Genomic DNA, 15123 nt, shown 5'->3' with positions numbered 1-15123 from the left:
AAGCATGCAATCCCCGTGGTTCCGCCCCATCCTGTCTCGTGACAAATCCGACACACTACTGCTGATTTTTGCCTGCTTTTGCGTGCTGCTGCCGCATGCAACCCATATCAAATGGTGGGTCAGCCTGGCCTCTGCCCTGTTGCTGATCTGGCGTGGCTGGCTGACGCTGAACGGCAAGCGGCTGCCACCATCTTTACTGCTGCTACCAATCGCCCTGTTGATGATGGGCGGGGTTTTCCTCACCCATAAAACCTTCTTCGGGCGCGAGGCCGGAGTGACAATGCTGGTTTTGCTGCTGACCTGCAAGCTGCTGGAAATGCATGCCAAGCGTGATTTATTCGTGGTGATTTTCCTGGGCTTCTTTTTGCTGCTGACCAGTTTCTTTTATCAGCAAACTATAGGCACCGCCTTTGTCACCATGCTGGCGCTATGTTTTTTGCTGACGGCGCAGTTATCCTTTCATTACACCGGCGTGGTGCCGCCCTTGAAGCAGAGGCTGAAATTGGGTGCCAGCATTCTGGGGCTGGCGATACCGGTGACGATTATCGCTTTCCTGTTATTCCCACGCATACAGGGCCCATTATGGGGCTTGCCGGGGGATGCACAAACCGGACGCACCGGTCTTTCCGGCTCCATGGCACCCGGCAATATCAGTGAATTGGTGCTGTCGGAAGATATCGCTTTCAGGGTGTTGTTTAATCAGGCGGTGCCGCAAAAATCCCTGCTTTACTGGCGCGGCGTGGTCATGACTGATTTTGATGGCCGCACCTGGTCGCAGGATGAAAGAGCCGGGCCAGTGTCCAAAAACCACGTGGTCTTCAGCGGTAACAAGATACGCCAGGAAATCATCCTCGAACCGAATGGGCAGAACTGGATGTTTGCCCTCGATGTAGCCGCAGGCCAACCACAGATAGAAGGTGCCCCTATCACCAGCACTCTGGTGAATGCGCAAATGGAAATACGCAATGCACGCAACATCAGTCAAAGGCTGCGCTATGAGGTCGATTCCTACCCCGCGTATCAGCTGGAAACCAATGCTGGCGAGAATACCCTGCTTGCAGCCCTGCGTCTGCCCGAAGGCTACAACCCGCGCACCATGGCTTTTGCCAACAAGCTGCGCGCTACCTATCCAGACAACCAGCAACTGATAGGCGCGGTGCTGAACCACTTCCGGCGTGAAGCCTTTTCTTACACGCTGGAGCCGTCACGCCTGGGTGTGCATAGTGTGGATGAATTCCTGTTTGATACCAAGGCCGGGTTTTGTGAACATTATTCCAGCGCCTTTGTGATACTGATGCGCGCCGCCAAAATACCGGCACGGGTTGTCACCGGCTATCAGGGTGGTGCCATGAATACGGTCGATGATTACTTTGAAATCCGGCAATCTGACGCCCATGCCTGGGCCGAAGTCTGGCTGGAAGGTCAGGGCTGGGTACGTGTCGACCCGACTGCGGCTGTGGCACCTGAACGCGTGATGCAATCGCTGAACTATGCAGTACCACGTCGCGGCCTGGCAGGGCTGGTAAACCTGGGACCAGCCGGCACTTCACTCTTGAATGTGGCACGCATGCAATGGGATGCCATCAATAATTCATGGAACCAATGGGTACTGAATTACAATCAGGGCTCGCAAAAAAGCTTGCTGAATTCGCTGGGTTTTCTGGATGTCGACTGGGCACAGATCACCTTGCTGTTTTTTATTACCGCCAGCCTGGTCATTGGCCTGATGGCCCTGCCTTTGATGCGCGACCGGCAGCGTACAAGCGCGCTTGATAAGGTATACTTTTCTTTCTGTCGCAAAATGGCAAGAAAAACAGCGGCACGTGAAATGCACGAGGGCCCGCAAGCCTATCTGCAACGCTTGCGTGCTGTGTTGCCAGCCACGGAAATGGCAAGCGTGGAACGTTTCTTGTTGCTGTATGCAGCAACACGCTACGGTAAAATCTCTGAGCCGGAAACCCTGGTGGTCCGGCGTTTAAAAACTTTGCTGGCTGAATGCCGCTAATTTTCGATACCGAATTTTGAACTCTTCTTATTCTTCTGTAGCAGGCCGCTTGTTGACGCTGATAGTCAGTTCCCTGCTTCTTGCACCTCAGGCTCATGCCCAGACCACGGCAATAAAAAAGCCAAAGAAAACCAGCTCGGCAGCCAGTGCATCCGCCAGCAGTGACAATACATCCGGTAAAAGCACTGTCATCAAAAAAGATGATGTGCATTTTGACCAGTGGAAAGAAGTGTCTGCCTTCATCGGCAAAATGGTCAGCAAGCATGGCTTTGTTGAAGCAGATTTGATCGCCACCTTCAAGCAGGTGCGCTATGTGGAACAGACCAGGCAATTGATGCGCCCGGCCCCACCTGGCAAACCCAAAAACTGGAAGGCATATCGCGCCCGTTTTGTTGAACCTTACCGCATTGAAGCCGGAGTTGCCTTCTGGGACAAATATGCTGATGACCTGGCGCGTGCCGAACAGCAATATGGGGTACCGGCAGAAATCATTGTCGGCATCATCGGCGTGGAAACCATCTTTGGCAAACAGACCGGCAATTTCCGCGTCATGGATGCGCTGACGACACTGGCCTTTGATTATCCGGATACAACGACACGCGATGCCCGCATGCAATTCTTCCAGTCTGAACTGGAAAATATGCTGCTGATGGCACGCGAATCTTCGCTCGACCCCTTTGTGTTCAAAGGTTCGTATGCCGGTGCCATAGGCTGGCCACAATTCATGCCTGGCAGCATCAGAAAATACGCAGTGGACTTTGATGGCGATGGCAAGATCAACCTCACTGACTCGCCTGTGGATGCCATAGGTAGCGTTGCGCATTACCTGGCTGAACATGGCTGGAAGAAAAATGTACCGGTGGCATTTCCCGCGACACTGTTGAGTCACGATAAATCAGAGGCACTTACGGCTGCAATAGGAAAAGGTTTAGCTGCCAGCTTTCAATTACAGGAACTGAAAACACTGGTCAGCACCGCCAGCAGCGATGCCCCTACCAACGTGCTGTATGGCCTGATTGATTTACAGAATGGCACTGATGCCACCGAGTATTGGCTGGGAACAGATAATTTCTATGCAATTACCCGTTATAACCGCAGCTATTTTTACGCGATGTCGGTGTTCGACCTTGGTCGTGTGATTGCAGCCGCCAGAGGGAAATAATAGACTTAACGAAATTTAACAGAAGATAAATCAGATTTTGATGTATGTTTAGAGAAGAAAGGTTAAAAAGCAATATTTATTTTGTGAATTAGTTTTCCTAATAAACATTGCTAAACGGTATGATTTAAACTAGAGTAATGTTATCTAGTTGATACATTTACGTATGAATAAGGCAATGTGTCAAGAGATTTAACAATGATTTGCTATTTTTCTGATAAGCAAATTCTATTTTAAAGATACAATATTACCGTTTGATTAATTTTTTATTGAAGCAACTAATTTCAGCATCAATAAACTAAACAGCGAGGTAATTATGGCAAATCTGACCCAGCTTGAATCCGATGAAATCGACTATGATCCAAACAATCTGTTGGATACTCTGATCAAGCAATTGCATTTGAAAAACGATGCCGCACTTTCACGGGCATTAGAAGTTGCACCACCAGTAATCAGTAAAATCAGGCATCGTCGCCTGCCAGTCGGCGCATCACTGCTGATCCGCATGCATGAAATCAGCGATGTCAGCATCAAGGAATTGCGTGAATTGATGGGTGACCGTCGTGCGAAATTCCGTATCAGCGACAAACAATTCAAACCAAAAGACGCAGCATAATTTTGTTTTGATTTGGTAGTTGCTTGATTTAAAGCTTTAAATCAAAACGGCTATTGCATATTGAAAAATACCGAAAGCGCTCCACAAGTGCGGTTTCGGTATTTTTTTATTTGCAGCCCCTTACATCGGACCTTTGGCATCGGACCTTTGAATATACAAACAATACAAAAACAGAATCAAATCTGCTTGCGGGTCTGCTTGTTTTTCTTGTCGTGCATAATTTAAAGCCTTTCAATCACCGTCAGCTATAGTAATACCACAGCTTTATGACAGCTTTGTGAAACATCAAGCTGCTTGCACTGATGCCATGGCATCAATGCACATACTTCAATCCGCCCTACTCTACTACCAAGCCGAAAAATCAGGCCGGAAAGACACCGGTAGACAGATAACGATCACCACGATCACACACCACAAACACGATGGTGGCATTTTCTACGTTCTGTGCGATTCTCAGCGCAATCTCGCAAGCACCTGCGGCAGAAATGCCACAAAAAATACCTTCTTCAATCGCCATGCGCCGTGCCATATGTTCTGCATCTGACTGGCTGACAGACTCCACCTGGTCTACCCTTGCCTTGTCAAAAATCTTGGGCATATACGCTTCAGGCCATTTGCGTATGCCAGGAATTTGCGAGCCATCTTCAGGCTGTGCACCGACGATCTGAATCTGCGGGTTTTGCTCTTTCAAATAAGCAGACACGCCCATGATGGTGCCCGTGGTACCCATGGCGCTGACAAAGTGCGTCACCTGCCCCTTGGTATCCCGCCAGATTTCTGGCCCCGTAGCTTCGTAGTGGGCCAGTGGATTGTCGGGATTGGCGAACTGGTCGAGAATGACACCACGGCCTTCAATCTGCATTTGTTCGGCCAGGTCGCGTGCATATTCCATACCACCGGTCTTGGGCGTCAGGATAATTTGCGCGCCATAAGCAGCCATGCTTTGACGGCGTTCTATGCTGAGGTTTTCTGGCATCAGCAAAACCATCTTGTAACCACGCATGGCAGCTGCCATTGCCAGTGCAATCCCGGTATTGCCACTGGTGGCTTCAATCAGGGTATCGCCCGGCTTGATGCGGCCACGTTCTTCTGCCCGCTTGATCATCGACAAGGCTGGCCTGTCCTTGACGGAACCGGCTGGATTATTTCCTTCCAGTTTGCCCAGGATGATATTGTTGCGACGCCGGTTTTCATCGCCGGGTATCCTCTGCAACATGACAAGCGGGGTATTGCCAATGGTATCTTCGATGGTCAGATAGGGCATAGTGAGCAGCTATAAAGAATCAAACGCTTATTCTAATCCCAGTTACCTATAGATGCTTGCCGTATAAGACAGTCAATCTGGGTGCGGCATCGCCAACAGCAATCGCAAAAACTGCCTGACAGCCTGATTCCTCTATGAAAATCAACTGCTTTTGTGATCAGAACAAGGGCGCAGGCAGCTTATACAGAATTTAAATAAGCAAATAAGCAAAGAAAAACCCCTGATTTGTCATCAGGGGTTTTTGTGTACCGCGACCTGATTGCCATACCGGCTGGCCGCCAGTGCGGTCAATTATTTCTTGGTTTCCTTGGCACTTGCCGATGCTTTGGCAGATGCAGATGCGGATGCCGGCGCTGCTGCAGGCGCAGGTGCTGCTGGTGCGGACGCAGATGCCGCAGCCTTGTCAGCCTTGGCTGGCTTGGAAGCTTTCTCTGCACTGGCTGCTGGTTTAGCGGCGGCACCAGCTTTCGCCTGGCCGTTGACAGTCAAACCGGCTTCTGACAATTTGGTGGAATTCTTTTCGCCTATGCCTTTGACGCGTTTTTCAAAATCAGCCCAATCCTTGAAGCTGCCGTTTTTTGTACGTTCTTCGATAATCGCTTTGGATTTGGCAGGCCCTATGCCTTTGATACCATCCAGTGCAGCCTGATCACCTTTGTTGACATCCACGTCAGCAAATGCAAAACCCGAAGCAGCCAACAAAGCCAGCATAGCAAACATCAATTTCTTAAACATGCGAATACTCCCTATTAAATTGAACAAACATTGAATTGAACAACTATTTTTATTCAGGCATAGTCCGGTTTGAATTCCATTCCTGCCCGTATAACAACGACGCAGCTAACAAGTCGTTGACAAGTATTTCACAGATTTCTTTCAAGAATATTGCCAGTACAGGAATTTATCATGGTGTTGAGAGCCAGCCCTATGATTGATCACCCAGTTTCTCAATCAAAAAATCAATAAAGCAACGTAACTTGGGCGGCATCTGGCGGCGGCTGGCGTACACCGCGAACAAATGACCGGCAAACCCAGGGCCGTGATCACTCACCTGAACCAGGCGGCCAGATGCAAGGTCATCGGCCACCAGCCAGGCTGGCAAAAAAGCTGCGCCCATATCGGCCAGCACGCAGTGGTAACTCAGCGTAGTATCACTCGACTTCATGACCGCATCCAGCTTGAACGGCACGGTGTCTGCATTGGCAGAAAACTTCAGGCGTTCCAGTTGTACATAGTTGGGAAAAATCATGGCAACCGGCAATGGTTGCGCCGTATCGGCTACTGCCTTCAGGCTGTGCAAATAAGCAGGCGTCGTCACCATATAAAAAGGCACGCTGCACAGTCGTCTTGCAATCAGATTGGGTGAGGGTTCGGCCGTGGCGCGCAGGCCCAGATCAAAACCATCAGCGACCAGATCCACCATATGGTTGTCCAGATGCAGATCCAGCCGTATTTCTGGGAAGCGTTGACGAAATTCAGCCAGCAGGCTGGCAAAACTGGCCGTAGCACACCAGACCGGGGCACTGATTTTCAACTCACCACGCGGCGGCCCGCTGTCCTGCGCAACAGCGGCGACGGCAGCATCGAGGATATCCAGCGCCTGCCGTCCCTGTTCAAAGAAGGTCTTGCCAGCTTCGGTCAGACTCATGCTGCGACTGGTACGGTTCAATAACCTGGCCCCCAGTTTGCGTTCCAGCCTGGCGACATGCTTGCTGACCATAGGCGCAGCCATGCCCAGCCTGTCGGCAGCAGCGGTAAAACTGCCGGACTCTATGATTTCGCGAAAGACCCTGATGCCATTGAGTTCAAGTTCATCCATATGTTGTCTCCGGCCAATGTTTCCAGTTTTGGAAATGATTCAATGACTTTACCACTATCGATTTCCCAATTGGGAAACATTATGATCTTAAGTATGGGCACACTTTTTATGTCGAATCAGTTCTTTAGCTTCACACACTGAAGTCAACATTGCCAAACCAAGGAATTTTCAAACATGCGCTTACCTACTTATTTTATTTCTCATGGCGGCGGCCCCTGGCCGTATATGGATGACTTGCGCGCCCGCATGCAAGTGCTGGAAGCCTCACTAGTCGATATCCCGCGCCAGTTACCGCAAGCGCCAAAAGCCTTGCTGATGATATCGGCACATTGGGAAGAAACCGCTTTCCGCGTCATGACCAATCCACAACCACCCATGGTGTATGACTATGGCGGCTTCCCTGCCCATACTTACGAGGTCAGCTACCCTGCCCCCGGTTCACCGGTATTGGCAGAGCAGGTGATGGACTTGCTCAGAGCAGCGGGCTTGCCGACGCAGGCCGATGCCAGACGCGGCTTTGATCACGGCACGTTTGCGCCGCTGGCTGTGATGTATCCAGAAGCACAGATGCCGGTGGTGCAGGTATCGCTGAAAACCGGGCTGGACCCGGAGGAACATCTGGCCCTGGGACGTGTGCTGGCCCCTCTGCGGGATGAAGGTGTGTTGATCATAGGCAGCGGGCTCAGTTATCACAATCTGCGGCATTTTGGCCCACAGGCCAAAGAGCCTTCGTCCCTGTTCGACCAATGGCTGCAAAAGATTCTGCTGGAATCCAGCGTGGAAGAGCGGGTACAACACCTGATCAACTGGTCGAAGGCACCGGCAGCACGTCTTGCCCACCCCAGGGAAGATCATTTGTTGCCGCTAATGGTAGCACTCGGTGCGGCTGAGGCAGAGGCTGGTACCTGCGTGTACCATGAAGAAAACATCTTTGGTGGCGTGGTGGCATCGAGTTTTCGCTTTGGTGCAATAGCTTAAGGCTAAAAAAAGAGCGGGCTGAGAAAAATCAGCCCGCTTTACAGGAAATATGCCACTTCAACCTGCTGCACCAGCAAACAATTCTTCCCTGGTCACGGTTGCCGTACCCAATTTTCCGACGACGATGCCGCCGGCACGGTTAGCAATCGCTACCGCGTCCTGCATAGGCACGCCATTTGCCAGCATCACAGCCATGGTGGCGATGACGGTATCACCAGCGCCGGACACATCAAACACTTCTCTTGCCATGGCTGGTACGTGGGTGATCTGTTCTTCGGTGAACAGGGTCATGCCTTCTTCGGAACGGGTCAACAGCAAACCCTGAATTCGCAAGTCACGGCGCAATTGCTGCGCCCTGGTGGTCAACTCTTCTTCGCTGCTCCAGTCACCAATGATCTGTTTGAGTTCCGATTTATTCGGGGTCAACAGGCTGGCGCCGGCATAGCGATGGAAATCACTTCCCTTGGGATCCACCAGCACCAGTTTACCGGCAGCGGTAGCCGCTTCTATCATGGCGCTGACATTTACCAGGCTGCCCTTGGCATAATCAGACAGGACAATCACATCAAAACCAGCCAGCAGTGAATTGAAGCGATTGAGTTTGTCACGCAACACCAGTTCGGTAGGACGTTCTTCAAAATCGATGCGCAGCAATTGCTGCTGACGACCTATCACCCGCAGTTTGATGATGGTGGAAATCTGTGGGTCACGGATCAGGTAAGCCTGTATGCCAGACGTTTCCAACAGGTTTTCTACGCTGTTACCGGCATCGTCGTCGCCAACGATGCCCATCAGCGCGGCCTGTGCGCCCAATGCCACGGCATTGCGCGCGACATTGGCAGCACCGCCCAGACGTTCCTCACGCTTTTCCACGCGCACGATAGGGACTGGCGCTTCTGGCGAAATACGGTTGACTTCGCCGAACCAGTAACGGTCCAGCATCACATCGCCAGCCACCAGGATTTTTTTACTCATGGTCTTGTTTGTCCTGCAAGCTTATTATTTGTCGGCGCGGGTCAGCACGGAACGGCCTATGCCGTGGTATTCAATACCCAGCTCGGTCATGACGGTGGGTTCAAACAGATTGCGGCCATCAAAAATCACCGGCTGTTTCAGGCGTGCCTTGACTGCATCAAAGTCCGGGCTGCGGAAGGCCTTCCATTCCGTGACGATAGCCAGCGCATCGGCATCCACCAGGGCATCCATGGGGTTGGCTGCATAGCGTATGGATTCCAGCAATTCTGGTGCGTCATAAAAATCCAGTTCCAGCACGCGTTTGGCTTCCTGCATGGACACCGGGTCATACACTGCCACGCTGGCGCCTGAGCGCAATAATTCACCCAGCAGGACACGCGAAGAAGCGGCACGCATGTCATCCGTATTCGGTTTAAATGCCAGACCCCAGATGGCAAAGTGACGACCGCTAAGGTTTTCACCAAAGCGTTGCTGTATCTTGTTGCCCAGCACCTGTTTCTGGCGTGCATTGACGGCTTCCACCGCCTGCAATATCAAAAGATTCAAACCATAATCCTGAGCGGTACGCTCCAGCGCCTGCACATCTTTAGGGAAGCAGGAACCGCCATAACCGCAACCGGCATACAAGAAGCTGTGGCCTATGCGTGGGTCAGAACCGATGCCGTGGCGCACCGCTTCAATATCGGCACCGACATGATCAGCCAGGTTGGCCAGTTCATTCATGAAGGAAATGCGGGTCGCCAGCATGGCGTTTGCTGCGTATTTGGTAAATTCAGCCGAACGTACATCCATCCAGAAAGTACGTTCGTGATTGCGGTTGAAAGGCGCATACAGCTTCTTCATCTGACTGCGGGCTTTTTCGCCCTGCGACGTCTGGTCACAACCGATGACGATACGGTCAGGGCGCATGAAGTCTTCGACCGCCGCCCCCTCTTTCAGAAATTCGGGATTGGATACGACAGAGAATTCCAGGGTCGCTGCACGGTTCGCCAGCTCTGCCGAGATGGCAGCACTGACACGATCAGCAGTACCAACCGGCACCGTGGATTTATCAACGACAACCTTGAAGCCCGCCATGTACTTGCCGATATTTTTGGCGGCTGCCAGCACATATTGCAGATCGGCAGAACCATCTTCATCCGGCGGTGTACCAACGGCGATGAACTGCACGTCTCCATGTCTGACGCTGGCTTCTACATCGGTAGAAAACTGTATGCGACCCGCAGCACGATTACGCGCCACGATTTCTTCCAGGCCCGGTTCATGAATAGGGATGCCGCCGTTGTTGAGGATATCAATTTTGCGCTGATCGACATCCAGGCAAAAGACATCATTACCCAATTCAGCCAGGCAGGCACCTGTGACCAGACCGACATAACCCGTACCAATAATTGTGATTTTCATTTTTTGATCACCATATAAAAATAAGTCACGCTGCTTATCTGATTTTCTGACTGCTTAACCATCCAGCACATACAGATCACAGCACTTATTCAAGATTCTTCACAACACATCCCTGCTTCTGCATGGAGCACATCACCCAAAATAATCGGGACATGCTTAATTCAGATGCAGGAGTTCTCAATTCATGACATTCAGCTCTTCCGTCCTGCGCGGTGGATAGGTTTCCCATCTGCTGCAACCCGGGCAGTGCCAGTAAAACTGTCTGGCCTTGAAGCCGCAATGCGAACACTGGTAACGCGCCAGCTTTTGCGCATAGCCGTGTACAAGGTTTTTAACCACGGCCAGCTCAGGGCGGACTTCTGGCGGCGCTGACATCAGGCGTGCATCGAGCAGTTTATCCAGGCCCAGCAAGGTCGGTGTGCGACGCAGTTCATCACCTACCAGCAGATTAACCGCCTCAATGCCTTCCAGTTCTTGCGTGGCCTTGAAGACGACTTCCAGCAAATCGATAGACGGCGCTTCAGCCAGGTAGTTTTTCAACAGGTTCAAGCCTTCTTGCGGCCGGTCCAGCTTACGGTAACCATCCATCAGGCGCTGGGCCACCAGGGCTACATGCGGCACGCTTTGCTGCTCTACCCGGCGCCAGGTCAGGACGGCTCTTTCGACATCGCCATTGGCCAGAAACACGTCACCCATCAGGATAATCGCACGGACATTGTGGCGGTCAGCGGCCAGGGCACGGTCCAGCATGGCCAGGGCGGCGTCGGCATTGGTGTGCACCAGTTCATCCTGCGCGATTTCGCAATAGAACTGGGCGACTTCTTTTTGCCGGCCACCGGCACCACATTCCTGCAAGGCATTTGCCGCTTCAATGGCACGTGCCCATTCTTTTTCACGCTGGTAGATTTCCAGTAACGCCCGCCGTGCCTGGGCTTCAAACGGGCCATTCACGAGCTGGTTATAGGTTTCTTCAGCCCTGTCCAGCAGACCCGCTTTCAGGTAATCCTGCCCCAATTCATACATAGCCTGGGTTTTTTGTTCGGTCGGCAGATCGGGCCTGGCCAGCAGGTTTTGGTGCACACGAATGGCGCGCTCGGTTTCACCACGACGGCGAAACAGATTACCTAGGGCGAAATGCAGGTCCACAGCTTCAGGATCAAGCCTGACGATATCGATAAAGGCATCAATGGCCTTGTCTGGCTGATCATTCAGGAGGAAATTCAGCCCCTTGAAATAGCCGCGTGGCAGGCTGCGTGATTCAGAGATCAGTTGCCGGATATCGATACGTGCCGCAGCCCAGCCCAGTGTAAAAAACAGGGGTATGCCCAGCAACCACCAAATTTCAAATTCCATATGTATTTTTTCTTATTGAACAGGCCCTAAAACTGGGTATGCTTGTTTTGCTCACTGCGGCTGACGTGTGCAGTCTTAAACATGCTCCATGCCGTGTCAGCCTTGCTGGTATCAGGTATTGCGAATGCTATCAGCTGGCGGTGCCTGTGTGCTTGCCCTTTGCGCAGCTTCACGTTCTTTTTCAATTTCGGCCAGGGTTTTCTTGTGTTTGGACAAATCCCGGCGATGACGGAATACCATGGGCACCATGGCCAAAGCGCCCAAACTGGCACCCGCGGCGAAGAAAATCAGCAGCATGATGACCAGCGGTGCCGATTGCTGGTAACCAAAGAAGTATTGCAGGGTGACAATCTGATCATTTTTCAGGGCAAAGCCAAAGAAAAAGATAAACAGCACCACTGCGAGAAACCTGGAGATATATTTCATGTATGCATCCTAGAAGATAAACAGGAACAAAACCCGGCAAACTGGCTGTCACTTGCAAGCGCACCTGCGCCAGCCTTGCTCCATTTGCCCATTATGCCACTGCCACACTGGCATGGTGGGGCTGTCCTGGTAGTCTACATTTTATAAAAGTGCATTGTACTGAAAAAAAACGGCATATCGGAGTACCGATATGCCGTTTTTATTTTTACATCGCTTTCGAAGCCAAATAATTCGAACCCAAATCCAAACTCAAGCGAGTTCAGTCATCGTGTATGGGCTGCCCGACCATGGCATCAACACGCTCGCGTAATTCCTTGCCTGGTTTAAAGTGCGGCACCCGTTTTTCAGGCACCATCACCTTGTCACCCGATTTGGGATTACGGCCTATGCGTGGTGGACGACTGTTCAGTGCAAAGCTGCCAAAACCACGAATCTCTATGCGCTGCCCGGTTGCCAAAGCATCCGACATCGCATCGAGTATGGTTTTAACAGCGATATCCACATCCTTAGCTACCAGTTGCGGATATCGCTCTGCCAGACGAGCTATCAGCTCCGACTTAGTCATACGAATAAAACCTTATGACCTAAGCTTAGTTTTTATTGTCGAGCTTGGCTTTCAACAAAGCGCCCAGGCTGGTTGTGCCGGATGCTGCGTTGGAATCAGTAGTGGACATTTTTTGCATGGCTTCTTGTGTTTCAACGCTATCTTTAGCTTTGATAGACAATTGGATACCACGTGCTTTGCGGTCGATGTTCAATACCAGGGCTTCAACGCTGTCGCCGACTTTCAGGTGTGTACCAGCATCTTCCACGCGGTCGCGGGAGATTTCGGATGCACGCAGATAGCCTTCAACGTCGTCTGCCAACTGGATTACTGCGCCTTTGGCTTCAACAGATTTAACTGTACCAACGACAACTGCACCTTTGTCATTCATTGCGCAGTAGTTGTTGAATGGGTCGCCTTCCAGCTGTTTAACGCCCAGGGAAACGCGCTCACGCTCAACATCGATAGCCAGAACGATGGCTTCCAGTTCGTCACCTTTCTTGAAGCGACGAACAGCTTCTTCGCCTGTTTCGTTCCAGGACAGATCAGACAAATGTACCAGACCGTCGATATTGCCAGACAAACCGATAAATACGCCGAAGTCAGTGATGGACTTGATCGCGCCGCGAACTTTGTCACCTTTCTTGTGGTTGATCGCGAAATCATCCCAAGGATTGGCTTTGCACTGTTTCATGCCCAGGCTGATACGACGACGTTCTTCGTCGATTTCCAGAACCATGACTTCAACTTCGTCGCCCAATTGAACAACTTTGTTTGGTGCAACGTTTTTGTTAGTCCAGTCCATTTCGGAAACGTGAACCAGACCTTCGATGCCTTGCTCGACTTCAACGAACGCGCCGTAGTCGGTCAGGTTCGTTACTTTACCGAACAGACGTGTGTTCGCTGGGTAACGACGTGACAAACCTGTCCATGGGTCGTCGCCCAGTTGTTTTACGCCCAGGGAAACACGGTTTTTCTCTTGGTCGAATTTCAATACTTTTGCAGTGATTTCCTGACCAACTGTCAACACCTCGGAAGGGTGACGTACACGACGCCATGCCAGGTCGGTGATGTGCAACAGGCCATCGATGCCGCCCAGATCAACGAACGCGCCGTAGTCAGTGATGTTTTTAACAACACCAGTAACCACTGTGCCTTCTTTCAGGGTTTCCATCAGTTTTTGACGCTCTTCGCCCATGGACGCTTCAACAACAGCGCGGCGGGACAGCACAACGTTGTTACGTTTGCGGTCGAGCTTGATAACTTTGAATTCCATGGTTTTGCCTTCGTAAGGAGTTGTATCCTTAACTGGGCGTGTATCAACCAAAGAACCTGGCAAGAAAGCGCGGATGCCGTTCGTCAGAACAGTCAGACCACCTTTGACTTTGCCATTTACTGTACCAGTAACGATCTCGCCAGACTCCAGCGCTTTTTCCAGCGCGAGCCAGGAAGCCAGACGTTTAGCTTTGTCACGGGACAAAATAGTGTCGCCGAAACCGTTTTCCAGCGAATCAATCGCTACGGAAACGAAATCGCCGATATTAACTTCCAGGTCGCCCTGGTCGTTTTTGAATTCTTCAACAGGGATAAAGGCTTCAGACTTCAAGCCAGCGTTAACGATCACGAAGTTGTGGTCGATACGGACGACTTCAGCAGAAATCACTTCACCGGAACGCATATCCTGACGTGACAGGGATTCTTCGAACAAAGCTGCGAAGCTATCTGCACCGGTTGCGAAATCTTGGGACATGAAAACAGTAGACATAGTATTTACAAGTTAGCCGGAAGAGTACAAAGGTACTATTTACCGGGTTAGGTTGAACATCCCTTTATTAACCTTGCGTCAATAAAGGCACTTGAAACGACACCTGCAAACTTCACCACAACCATTACTACAGTTTATATGGCGTTGTTTGTCTGTGTTTGCGCATACCAGACCAGCACTTTACTGACTGCTTCTTCAGCAGTTAATTCAGAGGTATCCAGGATGATCGCGTCTGGCGCGGGTTTGAGTGGCGCTGTTGCACGGGCACTATCCCTTGCATCACGTTCCATCAAATCTTTTACCAAGTTTTCCATATTAGCAGAAATTCCCTTTTCAATCAATTGCTTATATCGACGGCTTGCGCGCGCCTCGGCACTTGCTGTTAAGAAAACTTTTAAGCTGGCATCGGGAAAGATGACAGTTCCCATATCGCGCCCATCCGCCACCAGGCCGGGCGTATAGCGAAAAGCCACCTGCAAATCGACCAGTGCCTGCCTGACTGCGGGCAAAACCGCAATGCGCGAGGCAGCGACACCGACTTCTTCTGCCCTGACGGCATCGGTGACATCCGCTTCTTCCAGAAAAACATGGCCATGAACAAAACGGCAAGGCAAGGTCCTTGCCATTACAGCAATAGCAGCTTCATCATCCAGGGCAATGCCCTGGCGACCAGCCATCAGAGCGGTCAGGCGGTACAGTGCGCCAGAATCCAGGTAATGAAACCCCAGATGCTTGGCCACCCTGTGCGCCACCGTGCCTTTGCCGGACGCGGTGGGACCATCAATAGTGATAACAGGACTACGGGTAGTCATAAA

At 51.3% G+C, this 15123-nt stretch carries 14 protein-coding genes; 4 read left to right on the top strand and 10 right to left on the bottom strand.

Annotated elements, in window-relative coordinates; translation table 11 throughout:
* Nucleotides 1–4 precede the first annotated feature (4 nt).
* From ACO0LK_RS23395 to ACO0LK_RS23385, 3 genes are all read left to right on the top strand, one after another.
* On the top strand, nucleotides 5–2005 hold the full coding sequence (locus ACO0LK_RS23395) for a transglutaminase TgpA family protein (RefSeq protein WP_422979360.1): 2001 nt from the start codon (nucleotides 5–7) through the stop codon (nucleotides 2003–2005).
* Between the two features lie 16 nt (nucleotides 2006–2021).
* Entirely contained in the window at nucleotides 2022–3167 is a 1146-nt protein-coding gene (gene mltB / locus ACO0LK_RS23390; RefSeq protein WP_422979358.1) for a lytic murein transglycosylase B, read from the top strand.
* 313 nt (nucleotides 3168–3480) lie between these two features.
* A complete protein-coding gene (locus ACO0LK_RS23385; protein WP_110257001.1) occupies nucleotides 3481–3780 on the top strand; it encodes a hypothetical protein in 300 nt (99 codons plus the stop codon).
* A 361-nt stretch (nucleotides 3781–4141) separates the two neighbouring features.
* Here the strand turns inward: ACO0LK_RS23385 and cysM are convergent, their stop codons facing one another.
* From cysM to ACO0LK_RS23370, 3 genes are all read right to left on the bottom strand, one after another.
* Entirely contained in the window at nucleotides 4142–5044 is a 903-nt protein-coding gene (gene cysM, locus ACO0LK_RS23380; protein WP_422979356.1) for a cysteine synthase CysM, read from the bottom strand.
* Nucleotides 5045–5335: 291 nt separating this feature from the next.
* Nucleotides 5336–5779 carry a ComEA family DNA-binding protein gene (locus ACO0LK_RS23375; protein WP_422979354.1) on the bottom strand — a complete coding sequence of 148 codons (444 nt, stop codon included), beginning with the start codon at nucleotides 5777–5779 and terminating at the stop codon, nucleotides 5336–5338.
* Between the two features lie 190 nt (nucleotides 5780–5969).
* Nucleotides 5970–6863, bottom strand: coding sequence for a LysR family transcriptional regulator (locus ACO0LK_RS23370; RefSeq protein WP_422979352.1), 894 nt, complete (start codon nucleotides 6861–6863; stop codon nucleotides 5970–5972).
* Nucleotides 6864–7037: 174 nt separating this feature from the next.
* Between ACO0LK_RS23370 and ACO0LK_RS23365 the strand changes: the two genes are divergently transcribed.
* Nucleotides 7038–7841: a DODA-type extradiol aromatic ring-opening family dioxygenase gene (locus tag ACO0LK_RS23365; RefSeq protein ID WP_422979350.1), complete on the top strand. Its 804-nt coding sequence runs from the start codon at nucleotides 7038–7040 to the stop codon at nucleotides 7839–7841.
* Between the two features lie 57 nt (nucleotides 7842–7898).
* Here the strand turns inward: ACO0LK_RS23365 and rfaE1 are convergent, their stop codons facing one another.
* From rfaE1 to cmk, 7 genes are all read right to left on the bottom strand, one after another.
* On the bottom strand, nucleotides 7899–8816 hold the full coding sequence (rfaE1, locus tag ACO0LK_RS23360) for a D-glycero-beta-D-manno-heptose-7-phosphate kinase (protein WP_422979348.1): 918 nt from the start codon (nucleotides 8814–8816) through the stop codon (nucleotides 7899–7901).
* 24 nt (nucleotides 8817–8840) lie between these two features.
* Complete coding sequence (locus tag ACO0LK_RS23355) at nucleotides 8841–10220, bottom strand: UDP-glucose dehydrogenase family protein (RefSeq protein ID WP_422979346.1); 1380 nt, start codon at nucleotides 10218–10220, stop codon at nucleotides 8841–8843.
* A 177-nt stretch (nucleotides 10221–10397) separates the two neighbouring features.
* Nucleotides 10398–11573: a lipopolysaccharide assembly protein LapB gene (gene lapB, locus ACO0LK_RS23350; RefSeq protein WP_422979345.1), complete on the bottom strand. Its 1176-nt coding sequence runs from the start codon at nucleotides 11571–11573 to the stop codon at nucleotides 10398–10400.
* A 111-nt stretch (nucleotides 11574–11684) separates the two neighbouring features.
* On the bottom strand, nucleotides 11685–11999 hold the full coding sequence (locus ACO0LK_RS23345; protein WP_186947414.1) for a LapA family protein: 315 nt from the start codon (nucleotides 11997–11999) through the stop codon (nucleotides 11685–11687).
* Nucleotides 12000–12258: 259 nt separating this feature from the next.
* Nucleotides 12259–12564: an integration host factor subunit beta gene (locus ACO0LK_RS23340; protein ID WP_110256992.1), complete on the bottom strand. Its 306-nt coding sequence runs from the start codon at nucleotides 12562–12564 to the stop codon at nucleotides 12259–12261.
* Between the two features lie 25 nt (nucleotides 12565–12589).
* Nucleotides 12590–14293 (bottom strand): 30S ribosomal protein S1, encoded by a 1704-nt coding sequence (gene rpsA, locus ACO0LK_RS23335; protein WP_186947413.1) that lies wholly within the window; start codon nucleotides 14291–14293, stop codon nucleotides 12590–12592.
* Nucleotides 14294–14442: 149 nt separating this feature from the next.
* Nucleotides 14443–15120, bottom strand: a complete 678-nt coding sequence (gene cmk, locus ACO0LK_RS23330; protein WP_422979342.1) for a (d)CMP kinase — start codon at nucleotides 15118–15120, stop codon at nucleotides 14443–14445.
* Nucleotides 15121–15123: the final 3 nt, after the last annotated feature.

It is taken from the genome of Undibacterium sp. Ji49W, from assembly GCF_049340205.1.
GTDB lineage: Bacteria > Pseudomonadota > Gammaproteobacteria > Burkholderiales > Burkholderiaceae_D > Undibacterium.
This window is presented reverse-complemented; position numbering and strand designations above follow the sequence as displayed.

Bases quoted from the DNA above. Each gene is read 5' to 3' on its own strand.
- ACO0LK_RS23365 (WP_422979350.1), top strand. From the start codon at position 7,038: ATGCGCTTACCTACTTATTTTATTTCTCATGGCGGCGGCCCCTGGCCG.
- rfaE1 (WP_422979348.1), bottom strand. From the start codon at position 8,816: ATGAGTAAAAAAATCCTGGTGGCTGGCGATGTGATGCTGGACCGTTAC.
- cysM (WP_422979356.1), bottom strand. From the start codon at position 5,044: ATGCCCTATCTGACCATCGAAGATACCATTGGCAATACCCCGCTTGTC.
- lapB (WP_422979345.1), bottom strand. From the start codon at position 11,573: ATGGAATTTGAAATTTGGTGGTTGCTGGGCATACCCCTGTTTTTTACA.
- ACO0LK_RS23395 (WP_422979360.1), top strand. From the start codon at position 5: ATGCAATCCCCGTGGTTCCGCCCCATCCTGTCTCGTGACAAATCCGAC.
- ACO0LK_RS23355 (WP_422979346.1), bottom strand. From the start codon at position 10,220: ATGAAAATCACAATTATTGGTACGGGTTATGTCGGTCTGGTCACAGGT.
- ACO0LK_RS23385 (WP_110257001.1), top strand. From the start codon at position 3,481: ATGGCAAATCTGACCCAGCTTGAATCCGATGAAATCGACTATGATCCA.
- cmk (WP_422979342.1), bottom strand. From the start codon at position 15,120: ATGACTACCCGTAGTCCTGTTATCACTATTGATGGTCCCACCGCGTCC.
- ACO0LK_RS23340 (WP_110256992.1), bottom strand. From the start codon at position 12,564: ATGACTAAGTCGGAGCTGATAGCTCGTCTGGCAGAGCGATATCCGCAA.
- ACO0LK_RS23375 (WP_422979354.1), bottom strand. From the start codon at position 5,779: ATGTTTAAGAAATTGATGTTTGCTATGCTGGCTTTGTTGGCTGCTTCG.
- ACO0LK_RS23370 (WP_422979352.1), bottom strand. From the start codon at position 6,863: ATGGATGAACTTGAACTCAATGGCATCAGGGTCTTTCGCGAAATCATA.
- ACO0LK_RS23345 (WP_186947414.1), bottom strand. From the start codon at position 11,999: ATGAAATATATCTCCAGGTTTCTCGCAGTGGTGCTGTTTATCTTTTTC.
- rpsA (WP_186947413.1), bottom strand. From the start codon at position 14,293: ATGTCCCAAGATTTCGCAACCGGTGCAGATAGCTTCGCAGCTTTGTTC.